The sequence below is a fragment of the Pseudomonas sp. 22189 genome, from assembly GCF_052045635.1.
Classification (GTDB): Bacteria; Pseudomonadota; Gammaproteobacteria; order Pseudomonadales; family Pseudomonadaceae; genus Aquipseudomonas; species Aquipseudomonas parakoreensis.
The window spans coordinates 18,505-36,108 of sequence record NZ_JBQEPG010000018.1 but is presented as its reverse complement, the minus strand read 5'-3'; the positions used below and the strand labels follow the sequence as shown (position 1 = coordinate 36,108).

General features: G+C 61.0%; 15 protein-coding genes. 9 read left to right on the top strand and 6 right to left on the bottom strand.

Annotated elements, in window-relative coordinates; all coding sequences use genetic code 11:
• The first annotated feature begins 686 nt into the window (after positions 1–686).
• From ACTJKS_RS19375 to ACTJKS_RS19340, 8 genes are all read left to right on the top strand, one after another.
• Positions 687–1,535, top strand: coding sequence for a transporter substrate-binding domain-containing protein (locus ACTJKS_RS19375; protein ID WP_098964184.1), 849 nt, complete (start codon positions 687–689; stop codon positions 1,533–1,535).
• A gap of 51 nt (positions 1,536–1,586) precedes the next feature.
• The gene (locus tag ACTJKS_RS19370; RefSeq protein WP_003225455.1) at positions 1,587–2,249 is read left to right on the top strand and encodes an amino acid ABC transporter permease; all 663 of its coding nucleotides are present in this window, start codon (positions 1,587–1,589) and stop codon (positions 2,247–2,249) included.
• A gap of 9 nt (positions 2,250–2,258) precedes the next feature.
• Positions 2,259–2,921: an amino acid ABC transporter permease gene (locus ACTJKS_RS19365; RefSeq protein WP_041064595.1), complete on the top strand. Its 663-nt coding sequence runs from the start codon at positions 2,259–2,261 to the stop codon at positions 2,919–2,921.
• Positions 2,918–3,715, top strand: a complete 798-nt coding sequence (locus tag ACTJKS_RS19360; RefSeq protein WP_041064592.1) for an amino acid ABC transporter ATP-binding protein — start codon at positions 2,918–2,920, stop codon at positions 3,713–3,715. Before ACTJKS_RS19365 ends, ACTJKS_RS19360 begins: the two co-directional genes overlap by 4 nt.
• 28 nt (positions 3,716–3,743) lie before the next feature.
• Positions 3,744–4,133 carry a RidA family protein gene (locus tag ACTJKS_RS19355; protein WP_007912330.1) on the top strand — a complete coding sequence of 130 codons (390 nt, stop codon included), beginning with the start codon at positions 3,744–3,746 and terminating at the stop codon, positions 4,131–4,133.
• Between the two features lie 130 nt (positions 4,134–4,263).
• Positions 4,264–5,028, top strand: coding sequence for an IclR family transcriptional regulator (locus ACTJKS_RS19350; protein WP_041064579.1), 765 nt, complete (start codon positions 4,264–4,266; stop codon positions 5,026–5,028).
• Between the two features lie 43 nt (positions 5,029–5,071).
• The gene (locus ACTJKS_RS19345; protein ID WP_198759274.1) at positions 5,072–6,286 is read left to right on the top strand and encodes an amino acid deaminase; all 1,215 of its coding nucleotides are present in this window, start codon (positions 5,072–5,074) and stop codon (positions 6,284–6,286) included.
• Positions 6,287–6,415: 129 nt separating this feature from the next.
• Positions 6,416–7,351: a sugar kinase gene (locus tag ACTJKS_RS19340; protein WP_262947915.1), complete on the top strand. Its 936-nt coding sequence runs from the start codon at positions 6,416–6,418 to the stop codon at positions 7,349–7,351.
• Between the two features lie 97 nt (positions 7,352–7,448).
• On the opposite strand, the gene ACTJKS_RS19335 is transcribed toward ACTJKS_RS19340, so the two are convergent.
• Together ACTJKS_RS19335 and ACTJKS_RS19330 are read right to left on the bottom strand one after the other, a co-directional pair.
• A complete protein-coding gene (locus tag ACTJKS_RS19335; RefSeq protein WP_003225447.1) occupies positions 7,449–7,724 on the bottom strand; it encodes a peptidylprolyl isomerase in 276 nt (91 codons plus the stop codon).
• Between the two features lie 39 nt (positions 7,725–7,763).
• The gene (locus ACTJKS_RS19330; RefSeq protein ID WP_108182835.1) at positions 7,764–10,313 is read right to left on the bottom strand and encodes a PAS domain-containing hybrid sensor histidine kinase/response regulator; all 2,550 of its coding nucleotides are present in this window, start codon (positions 10,311–10,313) and stop codon (positions 7,764–7,766) included.
• 133 nt (positions 10,314–10,446) lie between these two features.
• Here ACTJKS_RS19330 and ACTJKS_RS19325 point away from each other — a divergent pair, with 133 nt between their 5' ends.
• Positions 10,447–11,559, top strand: a complete 1,113-nt coding sequence (locus tag ACTJKS_RS19325; RefSeq protein WP_108182834.1) for a PilT/PilU family type 4a pilus ATPase — start codon at positions 10,447–10,449, stop codon at positions 11,557–11,559.
• Positions 11,560–11,581: 22 nt separating this feature from the next.
• On the opposite strand, the gene ACTJKS_RS19320 is transcribed toward ACTJKS_RS19325, so the two are convergent.
• The 4 genes from ACTJKS_RS19320 to ACTJKS_RS19305 form a co-directional block, all read right to left on the bottom strand.
• The gene (locus tag ACTJKS_RS19320) at positions 11,582–13,537 is read right to left on the bottom strand and encodes an acetoacetate--CoA ligase (RefSeq protein ID WP_108182833.1); all 1,956 of its coding nucleotides are present in this window, start codon (positions 13,535–13,537) and stop codon (positions 11,582–11,584) included.
• Positions 13,538–13,704: 167 nt separating this feature from the next.
• Positions 13,705–14,478: a 3-hydroxybutyrate dehydrogenase gene (gene hbdH / locus ACTJKS_RS19315; RefSeq protein WP_041064562.1), complete on the bottom strand. Its 774-nt coding sequence runs from the start codon at positions 14,476–14,478 to the stop codon at positions 13,705–13,707.
• Positions 14,479–14,485: 7 nt separating this feature from the next.
• Complete coding sequence (locus ACTJKS_RS19310) at positions 14,486–15,877, bottom strand: GntP family permease (protein WP_108182832.1); 1,392 nt, start codon at positions 15,875–15,877, stop codon at positions 14,486–14,488.
• Positions 15,878–16,160: 283 nt separating this feature from the next.
• Positions 16,161–17,576: a sigma-54 interaction domain-containing protein gene (locus ACTJKS_RS19305; protein ID WP_108182831.1), complete on the bottom strand. Its 1,416-nt coding sequence runs from the start codon at positions 17,574–17,576 to the stop codon at positions 16,161–16,163.
• Positions 17,577–17,604 lie beyond the last annotated feature (28 nt).

Below are 17,604 nucleotides of genomic sequence, written 5' to 3'. Positions count from 1 at the left end.
ATGACGTTAAAGGAGGGTGCAGAACCGGTCTACTGTCAGAAATTACAGGTGGCCCGTGGAGTCGCGAGATTTTTCCCACTTTTATGGAGGACCGTCCTGACACGAAGCCCGGAAATGTGGAGTGACGGGAAGTGATACCTTTTTCACTCATCCGAAAACGGAGGTGGGACTTATATCGTTCTTTATGTCGTAGCGAGAATTTCTGAATTGAAACGAAATCCCATTGCCACCGTCGCCGCTAGTGACAGTAAAACTGTCGTAGTCCTTCATCGGATCGAGCCCGTTTTCAATTGCGCGTCTGAAAAGGAGTATGAAGCGATAATGGACAAACTAGAGGATCAGAAGCTGATCGCGTTGTGTGAGGAGCGAGAAAATGATCCCTTTTTTAAAGTCTCGCTAGATGACCTATGAGACAAATCCGAACTTCAATCGCATTGCACCGAATCTGCTCATCCGTGATCCATCTGGGAACCGGCTACTCGCTATTTGTAGCCTAAGGTAGCGCAGCCCATCAGTACCCGCACTCGGCTCCATTTTTCGCGTTTCCCGCATCTCTTTGATTTCAAAAACATTTCAATCCTATAAAGATTCCCCGCCATTCCTATGGCACACTTTCTGCTGTCTATTCCGTAGTAACAAACCGTGTTCCGGTATAGCGGAATAAACATCATCCTGGAGTGCTTGCCATGCATCGCCGTCCTTCGTTGTTTAAAGCGTGTGTTTTTGTTCTTGCGGCTTCGTCCGCTGTCATGGGCATGGCCCAGGCAGCCGACAGCAAACTCGACAGTGTTCTGGCCCGGGGCAAGCTGATTGTCGGCACCGGCAGCACCAATGCGCCGTGGCACTTTCAGGGTGCGGACGGCAAGTTGCAGGGCTTTGATATCGACATCGCCAGGATGGTGGCCAAGGGGTTGTTCAATGACCCAAGCAAAGTCGAGTTCGTCGTGCAGTCGTCCGATGCGCGGATTCCCAATCTGCTGACCGACAAGGTCGACATGAGCTGCCAGTTCATCACCGTCACCGCCAGCCGTGCGCAGCAAGTGGCGTTCACCCTGCCGTACTACCGCGAAGGTGTCGGCCTGCTGCTGCCGGCCAACAGCAAATACAAGGAAATCGAGGACCTGCAGGCGGCCGGTGACAGCGTCACGGTGGCCGTGCTGCAAAACGTCTACGCCGAAGAACTGGTGCACCAGGCGCTGCCCAAGGCCAAGGTCGATCAGTACGACAGCGTTGATCTGATGTATCAGGCGGTGAACTCCGGCCGCGCCGATGCCGCGGCTACCGATCAGTCGTCGGTCAAATACCTGATGGTGCAGAACCCTGGCCGCTACCGCAGCCCGACCTACGCGTGGAGCCCGCAGACCTACGCCTGCGCAGTCAAACGCGGCGATCAGGATTGGCTGAACTTCGTCAACACCACTCTGCATGAAGCCATGACCGGCGTTGAGTTCCCGACTTACGCGGCATCCTTCAAGCAATGGTTCGGTGTCGACCTGCCGTCGCCGGCGATCGGTTTCCCTGTCGAATTCAAATGATCCCGTGAGAGTGGGGCGATACAAATCGCCCCGCTCAAGGTACTGCTGACCATGAACTATCAGTTGAACTTTGCTGCCGTGTGGCGCGATTTCGACACCTTGCTGGCGGGGCTCGGTCTGGGTCTTGAACTGGCGTTGGTGTCGATCGCCATCGGCTGCGTGATCGGCCTGCTGATGGCGTTTGCCTTGCTCTCGAAGCATCGCGCCTTGCGGGTGCTGGCCTCGGTGTACGTCACGGTGGTGCGGAATACGCCGATCCTGGTGTTGATTCTGTTGATCTACTTTGCCTTGCCGAGCCTGGGGATCCGTCTGGACAAGATCCCGTCGTTCATCATCACGTTGTCGCTGTATGCCGGTGCCTATCTGACCGAGGTGTTCCGTGGCGGTTTGCTGAGCATCCCCAAAGGCCAGCGCGAAGCGGGGCTGGCAATCGGTCTCGGTGAGTGGCAGGTCAAGGCTTACGTGACCGTGCCGGTCATGCTGCGCAACGTGTTGCCGGCGCTGTCGAACAACTTCATTTCGCTGTTCAAGGACACCTCGCTGGCCGCCGCGATTGCAGTGCCGGAGCTGACCTATTACGCGCGCAAGATCAACGTCGAAAGCTACCGGGTGATCGAAACCTGGCTGGTGACCACGGCGTTGTATGTCGCGGCCTGTTACCTCATTGCCATGCTGCTGCGTTACCTCGAGCAGCGTCTGGCAATCCGCCGATAGGAGGCTGCGATGTACGAATCCCCCAGTTGGTTGCATGAGTTGTGGGTCGCTCGCGAGACCTTGTTGCAAGGGTTTCTGACCAGTGTGCAGGTGTCGGCGCTGGCGATTCTGTTTGGCACGCTGCTCGGCGTCGTCGCCGGTCTGGTGCTGACTTACGGCAAGTTCTGGATGCGCGCGCCGTTCCGTTTTTACGTTGACCTGATTCGCGGCACGCCGGTGTTTGTGTTGGTGCTGGCCTGCTTCTACATGGCGCCGGCGCTCGGTTGGCAGATCAGCGCGTTTCAGGCCGGTGCGCTGGGCCTCACGCTGTTTTGCGGCTCGCACGTTGCCGAGATCGTGCGCGGTGCCTTGCAGGCCTTGCCGCGTGGGCAGATGGAAGCGAGCAAAGCGATTGGCCTGACGTTCTATCAGTCCCTCGGTTATGTGTTGCTGCCACAAGCGCTGCGGCAGATCCTGCCGACCTGGGTCAACTCGTCCACCGAAATCGTCAAGGCTTCGACCTTGCTCTCGGTGATCGGCGTCGCCGAATTGCTGCTCAGCACCCAACAGATCATCGCCCGGACCTTCATGACTCTGGAGTTCTACCTGTTCGCCGGTTTTCTGTTCTTCGTCATCAACTACGGCATCGAATTACTCGGCCGGCACATTGAAAAGCGGGTGGCCCTGCCATGACTCAAGCTCAAGTTTCCAACGTTTCAAATGGCCAGCCGCTGCTGGACATCCGTGGCCTGCACAAGCAGTACGGTGCGGTCGAAGTGCTCAAAGGCGTCGACTTGAGCATGCAGCGCGGCAACGTCGTGACGCTGATCGGCTCCAGCGGTTCGGGCAAGACCACCTTGCTGCGCTGCGTGAACATGCTCGAAGAGTTCCAGGGTGGGCAGATCCTGCTCGACGGCGAGTCCATCGGCTATGACGAGGTCGGCGGTAAACGTGTGCGTCACGCGGAAAAAGTCATCGCCCGCCATCGTGCGATGACCGGCATGGCCTTTCAGCAATTCAATCTGTTCCCGCATCTGACAGCCTTGCAGAACGTTACCCTCGGTCTGCTCAAGGTGAAGAAGATGCACAAGGACCAAGCCGTCGCGCTGGCCGAGAAATGGCTGGAGCGGGTCGGCCTGCTGGAGCGGCGCAATCACTTTCCCGGGCAGTTGTCCGGCGGTCAGCAACAGCGCGTGGCGATTGCCCGGGCGATTGCGATGAACCCGAGCCTGATGCTGTTCGACGAAGTCACCTCGGCCCTTGACCCGGAGCTGGTCGGTGAAGTGCTGAACGTGATCAAGGGGCTGGCCGAAGACGGCATGACCATGCTGCTGGTGACCCACGAAATGCGTTTCGCCTTCGAGGTCTCGGACAAGATTGTTTTCATGAATCAGGGGCGGATCGAAGAGCAGGGGCCTCCCAAGGAGCTGTTCGAACGCCCGCAATCACCGCGTCTGGCTGAGTTTCTCAAGAGCACGCGGTTCTAATTTTGCTTTGTAATCAGGAGAAGTACCCATGAGCATTACTCGATACGGCACCGGCAGCACGGCCGCTGGCGGTCAGCCACGTCCCTTCGCGCGCGCCGTTGAAGCGGACGGCTGGCTGCACGTGTCCGGCCAGGTGCCGGCAGTGGATGGCGAGATCATCGTTGGCGGCATCGTCGAGCAGACCCACCAGACCATGAAGAACCTGATCGCGATTCTCGAAGAGGCCGGTTATGGCCTGGAGGATGTGGTGCGGGCCGGAGTGTGGCTGGACGATCCCCGGGACTTCAGCAGTTTCAACAAGGTTTTCGGCGAGTACTTCAAACCTGAACACGCCCCGGCGCGGGCCTGTGTGCAGGCGAGCATGATGGTCGATTGCAAGGTCGAGATCGATTGCATCGCGTACAAGAAAAAGGCCTGATTGTCGTCGGCTCTTGTAGGAGCTGCCGAAGGCTGCGATCTTTTGGCAATTTTGGATGCACCACGAAGGCAAGATCAAAAGATCGCAGCCTGCGGCAGCTCCTACAGAGGCATTTTGAGTGAGTACTGACATGACCGAAGACACCATCAAACGCCGGGCCCGTGGTCTGGACCGGGCGTTCGATATCCTCGATTTCCTCAAGGAGATCGGCCAGCCGCTGCGTCCGAATGACATCGCCAACGGTATCGGCAGCCCGAAATCCACGGTCTACGAACTGGTCGCGTCGCTGCTGGAGCGACGGATTCTGGAGCCGGTGGGCAAGGACGGTCACGTCTATCTCGGTCGCCAGTTGTACTTCCTCGGGCAGGCGCATCTGCGCCATTTCGACCTCAGCCGCGAGGCCGATCATGCCTTGCAGGACATCGTCAGCCAGACCCGGGAAACCGCGCAGATGTGCCTGCTCAACGGGCGCAAATACACGGTGGCATTGATGAAGGAGGGCGAGCGGCATTTCCGCATTTCGTCCGACATCGGCGAAAACGCGCCGATCCCGTGGACTGCATCCGGACGCCTGCTGCTGGCGCATTTGAGCGACCAGCAGATCATCGACCTGATCGACGAGGACGACTACATCCTGCCCGACGGCGAACGCCTGCCGCTGGAGCGCTTTCTGGCGGAAATTCGGCAGGCCGGGATCGACGGTTTCTTCTCCTTCGACAGCGTGGCCGACACCTTCACCCATTGCTTCGCCGCGCCGGTCAAAGACCCCAATGGTGTGGCCATCTGCACCCTGTGCATCGTCGCCCCACGGGCCGATGCGAAAAACAATTACGACGACTATCGCCGGGTGCTGATCGAGAGCGCCAACAGCCTCGCCCGGCGTATCAACGAATAACCGCGGCTGCCTGCGGCCGCGACTGAATGCGAGGAGTTTGACCATGACGACTGCCATCAATACCGCTGTGGAAAAGGGCGCCGCTGCCATTGGCGCGCACCTTGTGCGTGACGTCAGCCTGCCGGCGCTGGTGCTGCACCGCGAGGCGCTGGAGCACAACATTCGCTGGATGCAGACGTTCGTCAGCGACAGCGGCGCCGAACTCGCGCCCCACGGTAAAACCAGCATGACCCCGGCGCTGTTCCAGCGTCAGCTCGACGCCGGCGCGTGGGGCATCACCCTCGCCAGCGCCACCCAGACCCGCGCGGCGTATGCCCACGGCGTGCGGCGGGTGTTGATGGCCAACCAACTGGTCGGCACGCCGAACATGGCGCTGATTGCCGATCTGCTGGCAGACCCGGATTTCGATTTCTACTGCATGGTCGATCACCCGGACAACGTCGCCGATCTGGGCGCCTACTTCGCTTCGCGCGGCGTGAAGTTGAACGTGATGATCGAGTACGGCGTGGTCGGTGGCCGCTGCGGTTGCCGCAGCGAACAGGAAGTCATCGAACTGGCCCGGGCGATCAACGCGCAACCGGCGCTGGCCCTGACCGGCATCGAAGGTTACGAAGGGGTGATCCACGGCGATCACGCGGTCAGCGGCATTCGCGAATTTGCTGCGTCACTGGTGCGCCTGGCGGTGCAGTTGCAGGACAGCGGCGCGTTTGCCATTGCCAAGCCGATCATCACCGCCTCGGGTTCGGCGTGGTACGACCTGATCGCCGAGTCGTTCGAAGCGCAGAATGCGGGCGGCCGCTTCCTCAGCGTGCTGCGCCCGGGCAGTTACGTGGCGCATGACCACGGTATCTACAAGGAAGCGCAATGCTGCGTGCTGGATCGTCGCAGCGATCTGCACGAAGGCCTGCGTCCGGCGCTGGAAGTCTGGGCCCACGTGCAATCGCTGCCGGAACCGGGTTTCGCGGTGATCGCCCTCGGCAAGCGCGACGTGGCATTCGATGCCGGTTTGCCGGTGCCGTTGCTGCGTTACAAGGCCGGCGTTGTGCCGGCGGTCGGCGACGATGTCGGCGCGTGCAAGGTGACGGCGGTGATGGACCAGCATGCGTTCATGAGCGTGGCGCCGGGGGTTGAGTTGCGGGTCGGCGATATCATTTCCTTCGGCACCTCGCACCCGTGTCTGACCTTCGACAAGTGGCGGGTGGGGTTGCTGGTGGATGAGCAGTTGGCGGTGGTCGAGAACATGGAGACTTGTTTCTAAGGCTTGAGACCGAGTCGCGCCATTCGCGAGCAGGCTCGCTCCCACAGGGGAACGCATTCCAAATTGTGGGAGCGAGCCTGCTCGCGAAGGCGCCAGTCCAGACATCCGCGAATCCAGAGACAGCACAAAATGACCAGCCTCAGCCCCCTGGGCCCGAACACCCCGCGCATCGCCCTGATCGGCGAATGCATGATTGAACTCCAGCACCGCGCCGACGGCAGCCTGCAGCAAAGCTTCGGCGGCGATACCTTGAACACGGCGGTGTACCTGTCCCGCGCCCTCGGCGACAACGCTCAGGTCGATTACGTCACTGCGCTGGGCGATGACAGCTTCAGCGATGCCATGTGCCAGAGCTGGGCCGATGAAGGCATTGGCCTCGACATGGTGCAGCGTCTGCCCGGTCGTTTGCCGGGCCTGTACTGCATTCAGACCGACGCCAACGGCGAGCGACGTTTCCTCTACTGGCGCAATGAAGCGGCGGTGCGCGATTGCTTTACCACTCCGGCGGCGGAGCCGATTCTTGCAGCGCTGCCGGATTACGACGTGCTGTATTTCAGCGGTATCACCCTCGCGGTGCTTGGCGCCAAGGGCCGTGAGCGTTTGATCCAGACCCTGATCGAAGCCCGGCAGCGCGATGCGCGGATCGTCTTCGACAACAACTATCGGCCACGTTTGTGGGCGTCACAGGAAGAGGCGCGGGCGGCCTATCGCAGTGTGTTGCCGCATGTCGATCTGGCATTGCTGACCGTCGATGACGAGCAGGCACTGTTCCATTTTGCCGATTGCGATGCGGTGTTCGAGGCGTACGCGCAGATCGGTACGCCGGAAGTGGTGCTCAAGCGGGGTGCCGAGGCGTGCCTGATTCGTTGTGATGGCGAGGCGTTTGAAGTGCCGGCGCAGAAGGTCGAGAAGGTGGTGGACACGACGGCGGCGGGGGATTCGTTCAGTGCGGCGTATCTGGCCAGGCGGTTGTCGGGTGGCAGTCCGGTGGAAGCGGCGCAGGCTGGGCATTTACTGGCGAGTCGGGTCATCCAGTTCCCGGGAGCGTTAATCTCTAAGGACTGACAACTATCCCTGTAGGAGCTGNTTTGCTTTTTTAAGATCAAAAGATCGCAGCCTTCGGCAGCTCCTACAGGGAAACAGGGCAATCAGGTCGATCAGGTCAATCGCGGAAAAACACCTGCACCAGGTGATAGCCAAACTTGCTCTTGATCGGCCCATGCACCGTGCGCAACGGTTTCTTGAAGATCACTGCATCAATTGCGCCGACCATCTGGCCCGGCCGCACTTCACCCAGATCGCCGCCGCGCTTGCCGGACGGGCAGGTCGAGTATTTCTTCGCCAGCACATCGAACGCTTCGCCCTTGGCAATGCGTTGTTTGAGCTGTTCGGCCTCTTCGGCGGTTTTCACCAGAATGTGGCGGGCTTGGGCTTTCATCGTGCGATACCTGTAACGGGGTGACGGCGGGGCGCGGGATTATGCCTCAAGTGACGGCGTTTGGTTGATCATCTCGCGTATCTTGTTCGCCAGCACTTCAATCGAAAACGGCTTGGCCACCATGTCCATGCCATCCTCCAGAAAGCCCTGACGCTCGGCGGCTTTCTGCGCATAACCGGTCATGAACAGCACCTTCAGTCCCGGGCGGTGCTGGCGGGCGATTTCCGCCAGTTGCCGGCCGTTCATCCCCGGCAGGCCGACGTCGGTCACCAGCAGATCCACACGTAGCTCCGATTCCAGTAGCGGCAGGGCGGCGCTGGCGTCGGCCGCTTCGTGGGCGAGGTAACCCAGCTCCTTGAGCAGGTCGAGCACCAGCATGCGCACCGCCGGGTCATCTTCGACCACGACCACGGTTTCGCCGCAAGTGGCCGTCGGCGCTGCACTGAGGGTTTCCACGACTGGCCGTTCGGGCTCCAGCAGGTTCAGGCGCGGCAAGTACAGGCGCACACAGGTGCCCTGGTTCGGCAGGCTGTCGAGGCTGACATGGCCACCCGATTGCTGGGCGAAGCCATAAATCATCGACAGCCCGAGACCCGTGCCCTGACCAATCGGTTTGGTGGTGAAGAACGGATCGAAGGCCTTGGCGCGCACTGATGGCGTCATGCCGGTGCCGTTGTCGCTGACCGCCAGCATCAGGTAGTCGCCGGCCTTGACCGGTTCGAGGGTGGTGATGTCGTTGCCGTCGAGATAGACGTTGGCGGTTTCGATCAGCAGTTCGCCACCGTCGGGCATGGCGTCGCGGGCGTTGATCACCAGGTTGAGCAGGGCGTTTTCCAGTTGGCTGACGTCGGTGCTGATCGGCCACACATCGTCGGCCAGGCGCAGCGTGAGTTCGATCGGGTCGCCCTTGGTGCGGCGGATCAAATCTTCCAGCGAATGAATCAGTTCGTTGACGTTGAGGGTCTTGCGGTCCAGCGACTGCCGACGGGAGAACGCCAGCAGGCGATGAGTCAGCGCCGCTGCACGGTTGGCCGACGACACCGCCGCTTCGGTGAAACGCCCGATTTCCTCGGCGCGACCGTCGGCGATGTAGCGTTGCATCAGGTCGAGGCTGCCGATGATCCCGGTGAGCATGTTATTGAAGTCGTGGGCGATACCGCCGGTGAGCTGGCCGACCGCTTCCATTTTCTGCGCATGGCGCAACGCATCTTCGGCGCGCTCGCGTTCGAACATCTCGTTCTGCAGGCGCTGATTGGCCTGGGCCAGTTGTTCGGTACGGGCGCTGACCCGTTCCTCAAGGGTTTCATTGAGGTTGCGCAGCGCTTCTTCGGTCTTTTTCCGTTCACTCTCGTCGATCACGAAAATATAGAAACCGTTGACTGAGCCATCGGCGCCGTGGCGCGGCAGGTAGTTCATCAGCGCATGACGGCTGCTGCCGTCACGGTGCGGGGTGTACAGGCTGAACGAGCAGGGACGCCCGGCCAGCGCCTCGGCGATGTACGGCGCGCGCAGGAAGTAGGCTTCTTCGCCGATCACTTCGCGAATGGTGCGGCCATACAATTCCTGAGGCGTGAGGCCGTACCAGTCCAGATACGCGGCGTTGTTCAAGCGGAAGCGCTCTTCGTGGTCGACGTAACTGATGAGGATCGGCATCGCGTTGATGATCAGCTGCAATTCGGTCTGGCTCTGACGCAGCGCCTGCTCGGTGTGCTTGCGCTCGGTCAGGTCCAGCGCGGCGCCGAGGAAACGCACGGGTCGCCCGTGGTGGTCCTTGTAACAGCGGCCACGGGCAAACACCCAGCGCAGTTCGCCGTCGGCTTTGAGCAGCCTGTATTCCTCGGCGTATTCGGTACCGTGGGTGATGCAATGCTTGATGCTGCGGGCGATCAACGCGCGGTCTTCGGGGTGCACCCCTTGCAGGTAATCGCTGATCGGCAGCTGACTGGCCAGCGCCGGATCGATGCCGTGCAGTTGGGCGAAGTGGGCATCGGCGATGAAGCGGTCTTCACCGATGTCCCAGTCCCAGGTGCCGACTGCATCGGTAGCGGCCAGCGCCAGTTGCAGGCGCTCCTCGGTGTCGCGCTGGGCCTTGAGGCTTTCTTCGGAACGACGTTGCAGTTCAAGGGCGATGCGCCGGCGCTCGTTGGTTTCGATGGCTGTGACCAGAATTCCGGCCACTTGCGCATCTTCATCGCGGATGGGGCTGTAAGTCAGGTCCAGCCAGAAGTCGGACTCCTTGCCTTCGCGTTGCAGGGTAAATCGCCGTTCGCTGTAGGTGCGCACCTGGCCTTGTAGGACGGCTCGATAAATCGGGTCAGTAAAGTCCTGAAGTTCTGGCCATATCAGGTGCGCTGGCTGTCCGAAAGCGTGCGGATGCTTGCTGCCGGCGAGCATCGCGAAGCCGTTGTTGTAGATCTGCGTGAGCTGCGGCCCCCACAACAGCAGCATCGGCATCGGCGAGTGAATCACTATATCCACCGCGGTGCGCAGGCTTTGCGGCCAGGTGCCGGCGGCGCCCAGCGGAGTGCGGGCCCAGTCGATACGGGCGATCAGGGCTTGGGCGTCATCGGGGGTGGGTGCTGCGTTCATCACATCTATCCTGAGCGTCGGTCAGTGCGTTGGCATCTACTATTCTTGCACTTGCGGTAGACGCTGTATGACCCGTTACGTCACGACAGCGGGTCATTTCTGTTCATTGAATGCTTCGCGGGTGCTTATTGCCATGGAAATCGATGCACTGTTGCTCCGTCTGTCGAGCCAGCACGGCTCTGACCTGTTCCTGTCCACGGGAGCGCCACCCAGTGCGCGCATCGATGGCGTGCTGACGCCGTTCAGCGAGCGGCCATTCAAACCCGGTGAGGTCGAGGCCATCGCCAACTCCCTGATGGACGCCGAGCAGCGGCGTGAGTTCGATCGGGAACTGGAAATGAACCTGGCAATTTCCCGCACCGGTGTCGGACGTTTTCGCCTGAACATCTTCAAGCAACGCAACGATGTGTCAATCGTGATCCGCAACGTCAAACTCGATATCCCGCGCTTCGAAGACCTCAAACTGCCGCCGGTGCTGCTGGATACGGTGATGCTCAAACAAGGGCTGATCCTGTTCGTTGGCGCCACCGACTCCGGCAAGTCGACCACGCTGGCCGCACTGATCGACCATCGCAATCGCCACAGCAGCGGGCACATCATCACCATTGAAGACCCGGTGGAGTATATCCATCGACACAAGCGCTCGATCATCAATCAACGCGAAGTCGGCGTCGATACCCGCAGTTTCCATGCGGCGCTGAAAAACACCCTGCGCCAGGCCCCGGACGTGGTGCTGATCGGTGAAATCCGTGACCGCGAAACCATGGAACATGCGCTGACGTTCGCCGATACCGGGCATCTGGTGCTGTCGACGCTGCATGCGCACAACGCCAATCAGGCGCTGGACCGCATCGTCAATCTGTTCCCCGAAGAGCGCCGCCCGCAGTTGCTGCATGCGCTGGGCAACAATCTCAAGGCGTTCGTCTCGCAACGGCTGGTGCGCACGTTGGACGGTCAGCGCCGCGCGGCGGTCGAGGTGATGCTCGGCACGCCGACCATTGCCGACCTGATCCGCCGCAACGAATTGGGCGAACTCAAAGGCATCATGGAGAAGTCCGGCGAGGTCGGCATGCAGACCTTCGACGGGGCGCTGTATGCGCTGGTGGTGGAGGGCGTGATCAGTGAAGACGAAGCGCTCAAGCATGCCGATTCGCAAAATAATCTGCGCCTGCGTTTGAAACTGCATGCCGAAGCGGGCCCGGCGCCCGCGCCTTCATCATCAGGCGATTGGGGCTTGATGGATTAACACCTCACCCCTGTGGGAGCGTTTAGTCCGACAGCTCCGGGCGATTGCGAAACTGCTCCAGCGCTTCAGGATTGGCCAGCGCATCAGTATTCTTCACCGGTTCGCCATGCACCACATTGCGCACGGCAAGTTCGACCACTTTGCCACTGATGGTGCGCGGAATATCGCTCACAGCAACGATCTTCGCCGGCACATGGCGCGGTGTGGTGTTGGCGCGGATCACCTGGCGGATCTGCTGTTGCAGGGCGTCATCCAGCGTCACGCCATCCTGCACACGCACAAACAGCACCACGCGCACATCGTCCTGCCATTGCTGCCCGATCGCCACGCTGTCCAGCACCTGCGGGACTTTCTCGACCTGACGATAGATTTCCGCCGTACCGATGCGCACGCCGCCGGGGTTGAGCACGGCGTCGGAGCGGCCATGGATCAGCATCCCGCCGTGGGGCAATTGTTCGGCGTAATCGCCCTGGGCCCAGACGCCGGGGAACAGGCTGAAATAGGATTTGCGCAGCTTTTCGCCGTCAGGGTCGTGCCACAGACCGACGGGCATGGCCGGGAAGTGCCGGGTGCAGACCAGTTCACCTTTTTCGCCGACCACTGCAACGCCGGCGTCGTTCCACACTTCAACCGCCATGCCCAGGCTCTTGCCCATGATTTCGCCGCGGCGCACGGGCGACAGCGGATTTCCGTTGACGAAACACGAGACCACATCGGTGCCGCCGGACATCGATGCCAGGCACACGTCGCGCTTGAAGTCGCGGTAGACGAAATCGTAGCTCTGCGGCGACAGCGCGGAGCCGGTGCAGAGCAGCGTTTTGAGACTGCTCAGATCATGGCTGTGTGCAGGCTTGATGCCGCTGCTTTCCAGTGTCGCGAGAAACTTGGGGCTGGTGCCGAACACGCTGATGCGCTCGTCGTCGATCAGATCCAGCAGTCGCTCATGGCCGGGGTGAAACGGCGAGCCGTCATACAGCACCACCGCGCTGCCGACCGCGAGGGCCGAGACCAGCCAGTTCCACATCATCCAGCCGCAAGTGGTGTAGTAGAACAAGCGGTCACCGGGGCCGAGATCGACGTGCAGCCCATGCTCCTTGGCATGTTGCAGCAGCACGCCGCCGGTGCTGTGCACGATGCATTTGGGGACGCCGGTGGTGCCGCTGGAATACAGCACGTACAACGGATGATTGAACGGCACCGGGACAAACCGCGGGTCGCCGCCGGGTTGGTAGAAATCGTTCCACAACGTCACGTTGGCACGGGTGTGGAAATCCTCGGCACGGGCCTGCGCGCGAGCGTAGGGCACGATGATCAATTGCTGCAGCGATGGCAGTTGCGCGAGGATTTCGTTGACCTTGGTGGTTTGATCAATGTTTTTGCCGGCGTAACGGTAGCCTGCGCATGTGATCAACACTTTGGGTTCGATCTGGCCGAAACGGTCGATCACGCCGTGGGTGCCGAAGTCTGGCGACGAGCACGACCAGATCGCCCCGAGGCTGGTGGTCGCGAGCATCGCTACCAGGGTCTGCCAGGTGTTGGGCATGCACGCGGCCACCCGGTCGCCGAGGCCAACACCGGCGGCTTGCAGGCTGGCCTGAAAACCGGCGACGTGTTCGGCCAGTTCGGCCCAGGTCAATTGCTCGCGCTGACCGTTTTCCGCCACGGCGATCACCGCGACCGCATCGTCACGACGGCGCAACAGGTGTTCGGCAAAGTTCAGGGTCGCGCCGGGAAACCATTCGGCACTGGGCATCTGCGGGCCTTCACGCAGGATAGCGTCGGGTTGGGTGTGAAAGCGGATATCGAAGAAGTCGACGATCGCCTGCCAGAACGCTTCGCGCTGATCCACGCTCCAGCGGTGCAGGTCGGTGTAGCTGCTCAGTGCCAGGCCATGACGCTGATTGATATCGCGGCGGAACTGATCCATGCGCGATTGGGCGATACGCTCGGCATCGGGTTGCCAGAGGAGGTCGGACATTGGTTTGCCTCTTGTTTTGTTGTTCAAGCACACAGGTCAGCGTGCAGCACTTAATTCTGTGGCGAGGGAGCTTGCTCCCGATCGGCTGCGCAGCAGTCGTAAATTCTCGGGGGCGGCTTCGCCACCCAGCGGGAGCAAGCTCCCTCGCCACAGGCGGCTTGCGTCGTTTACTGCGCCAACCACCCCCCATCAATATTCCACGCAGCTCCCCGCACCTGGCTGCCAGCCTCGCTGCACAGAAACAACACCAGTTCCCCCAGATGCTGCGGTGTGACGAACTCCAGCGACGGCTGTTTCTCCGCCAGCAAATCATGCTGCGCCTGCTGCGGATCGACCCCTTTGGCAGCGCGATCATCGATCTGCTTCTGCACCAGCGGCGTCAACACCCAGCCGGGGCAGATCGCGTTGCAGGTGACGTTGCTGGTGGCTGTCTCGAGGCCAACCACTTTGGTCAAACCAATCACCCCATGCTTGGCCGCCACATACGCAGCCTTGCCGGTCGAGCCGACCTGACCGTGTACCGAGGCAATGTTGACGATCCGCCCCCAACCCTTGGTGCGCATGCCCGGCAGGCTGAGGCGGGTGCTGTGAAACACCGAGGACAAGTTGATCGCGATGATTGAATCCCAGCGCTCCACCGGAAACTCCTCCACGGCCGCCACGTGCTGAATCCCGGCGTTGTTGACCAGAATGTCGACGCCGCCGAATTCGCGTTCGGCGTAAGCGATCATGTCGGCAATCTGCGCCGGATCGCTGACGTCCGCCGGGTGGTGACCGACCTTGCCGCCGAACTGGCCGACCTCGGCGATCACGCTCGACGCATCACCGAAACCGTTGAGAATCAGGTTGGCGCCGGCCTTGGCCAGGCTCAGGGCGATGCCCAGACCGATGCCGCTGGTGGAACCGGTAACCAGTGCAGTCTTGCCCGAAAGAGTCGTCATGAATACCTCACACAATGCCAGTGGCGTAGAAAGTACCGATCACTACGAAGACCGCCAGGGTCTTGATCAGCGTAATACAGAAAATGTCTTTGTAGGCTTCGCGGTGGGTCAGGCCAGTTACCGCCAGCAAGGTGATCACCGCGCCGTTGTGCGGCAGGGTGTCCATGCCGCCGCTGGCCATCGCGGCCACGCGGTGCAGCACGTCCAGCGGAATGTTCGCCGCGTGCGCCGCGGCGATGAACTGCTCGGACATCGCCGCCAGCGCAATGCTCATGCCACCCGACGCCGACCCGGTGATGCCCGCCAACAGGGTCACGGTGATGGCTTCGTTGACCAGTGGATTGGGGATTTGCTTGAGCCAGTCGGCCAGCACCAGGAACCCCGGCAACGAGGCGATTACCGCACCGAAACCGTATTCCGAGGCGGTATTCATCGCCGCCAGCAATGCGCCGCTGACCGCACTTTTGCTGCCTTCGGCGAGTTTGCTGCGGATCGCCTTGAAGCCGAACACCAGCACCATCAGGATGCCGATCAGCAATGCCGCCTGCACCGCCCAGATCGCGGTGAGCTTGGCGATTTCCGTGGTTACCGGCGTGGCCATGCCGGGCAGCGCGAGGCTGTGGGTCTTGCCGTACCACTGCGGAATCCACTGGGTGAACAGCAGGTTCATGATGCCCACCGCCAGCAGCGGTGAGAGGGCGATCCAAGGGTTCGGCAGTTTCAGGTCTTCGGCGGTTTCCGGTTCGTTACGCAGTTCGGTGCCATAGCCTTCACCGGCGCGCTGGGCCTTGTTGCGTTGGCGCTGCAGGAACAGCATTCCCGCGCAGAACACGAAAATCGTGCCGATCACGCCCAACCACGGCGCGGCCCATGCGGTGGTGTTGAAGAACGTGCTGGGAATGATGTTCTGAATCTGCGGCGTACCGGGCAGGGCGTCCATGGTGAACGAGAACGCGCCAAGGGCGATAGTCGCCGGGATCAGGCGCTTGGGGATGTTGCTCTGGCGGAACATTTCCGCGGCAAACGGATACACCGCAAACACCACCACGAACAACGACACGCCGCCGTAGGTGAGCAGGGCGCAGACCAGCACGATCACCAGCATCGCCTGACGGGTGCCGAGCAAGCGAATCGCTGCGGCCACGATCGAACGGGAGAACCCCGACAATTCGATCAACTTGCCGAACACGGCGCCGAGCAGGAACACCGGGAAATACAGTTTGATGAAACCGACCATTTTCTCCATGAACACCCCGGTGAAGGCAGGGGCGACGGCGGAAGGATCGGTGAGCAGGACAGCGCCGAGGGCGGCAATCGGGGCGAAGAGGATGACGCTGTAGCCACGGTAGGCGGCAAGCATCAGCAGCGCAAGGGCTGCCAAGGCAATGATCACACTCATGGAGTGTCTCCAGGGATTGTTATTTTTGTGGGTGTTGCGGGTGCGGGAGAGGCTTTAGCGAGATCTGTGCCAGATATTCAACCTGTTGAAATATAAGGGTTTTATCGGGTTTTGCGATCAGCTGTTCGAGGCAATATCTCGATAGTGAGACTTTTTAGAGGCGAAAAGATCGCAGCCTTCGGCAGCTTCTACGGGGTTAATACGGAAATTCCGTGTAGGAGCTGCCGAAGGCTGCGATCTTTTGATCTTGAAGTGAATATCTCGCTAGCGAGACTAAATCTCTTTATTGAGACTCGGCGATGCCCAAGGCCAGCATCTTCTTGTACAACGTCGACCGCCCCAACCCCAGCCGAGCAGCTGCCTCCGGCACCTTGCCGGCACATTGTGCAAGGGCAGACTGGATCAACTGCCGCTCAAACCGCTGCCGCGCCTGGGCAAAAGTCTCTTCCGCCAACGGCTCCAGCGTCGGCACCGATGGGCGCTCAACCGGAGTAAAGGCGCCAACGGCCGCGCGAATATCCTCCTCGGTGAGGATCAGGTCATCGCTGAGCAGCGCTGCGCGCTCCAGCACGTTGCGCAACTCGCGGATGTTGCCCGGCCACGCATGTTGCCCGAGCAGATCCAGCGCTGTACGGCTTAGCTCGTGCTGGCTGCGCAACTCTTCAAGGATCGCTTCGCTGAGCGCCGGCAGATCGTCGAGACGCTCGCGCAGCGGCGGAACCTGGATCGGCAGCACGTTAAGGCGGTAATACAGGTCGGCGCGGAACTCACCGCGCTTGATCGCCGCTTGCAGATCGGTCGACGTCGCCGCGATCACCCGCACATCGCTCTGGATCACGTCGTTGGAGCCAACCGGTTCGAATTCCTTTTCCTGCAACACCCGCAGCAGTTTGCTTTGCAGCGGCAACGGCATGTCGCCAATCTCGTCGAGAAACAGCGTCCCGCCCTGAGCAATCTGCAACTTGCCGGTACGCCCCTTGCGATCAGCGCCGGTAAACGCGCCAGGCGCAGTGCCGAAGAACTCGGCTTCCAGTAGCGCTTCGGGAATCGCCGCGCTGTTGATGCTGACGAACGCCTTGTGCGCCCGGGGCGAAGCGCTGTGAATCGCTTGAGCCAGCAACTCCTTGCCGGTGCCGGTTTCGCCGAGCAGCAACACGGGAGATTCGGTGCTGGCACTGCGGCGGGCGCGGCGTTTGACGTCGAGGCTGGCGCTGCTGGTACCGATGAAATGGGCGAAGTTGTATTTGGTCTGCCGCGCCCGCAGCAGCGAGCGGGTCGAAGCCAGTTCTTCCTGCATGCTCAGGTAGCGCTTGAGCATTGGTGACAGGCTGCGCAATTCGTCGAACAGAGCAAAACCGATGGCGCCGATCACCGCCCCGGCATCGTCGTGGATCGGCAGGCGCATGACCACCAACGGCTCTTTTGGCGTGTCCTGCATGTCCAGCAGAATGGGGCGGCCGGTACGCACCACTTCACGCAGCAGGCTGCCGGGGATCACGCTTTCGCAGGGTTTGCCGATAGCTTTTTTGGCCGACTCCAGCCCAAAACGCCGGGCATAGCGCTCGTTCATCCAGACGATGTTGGCATCGCGATCGACAATCACCGTGCCCTCGCTGGACTGCTCGATGATCTCGAACAGCGAGCGGATCGCCAGCGTGCGCACGCGTTGGTAGTCCTTGAGGCTTTCGGTGGTGTTCATGCGTGAGTTGATCCGGAGTTTGGGTTGT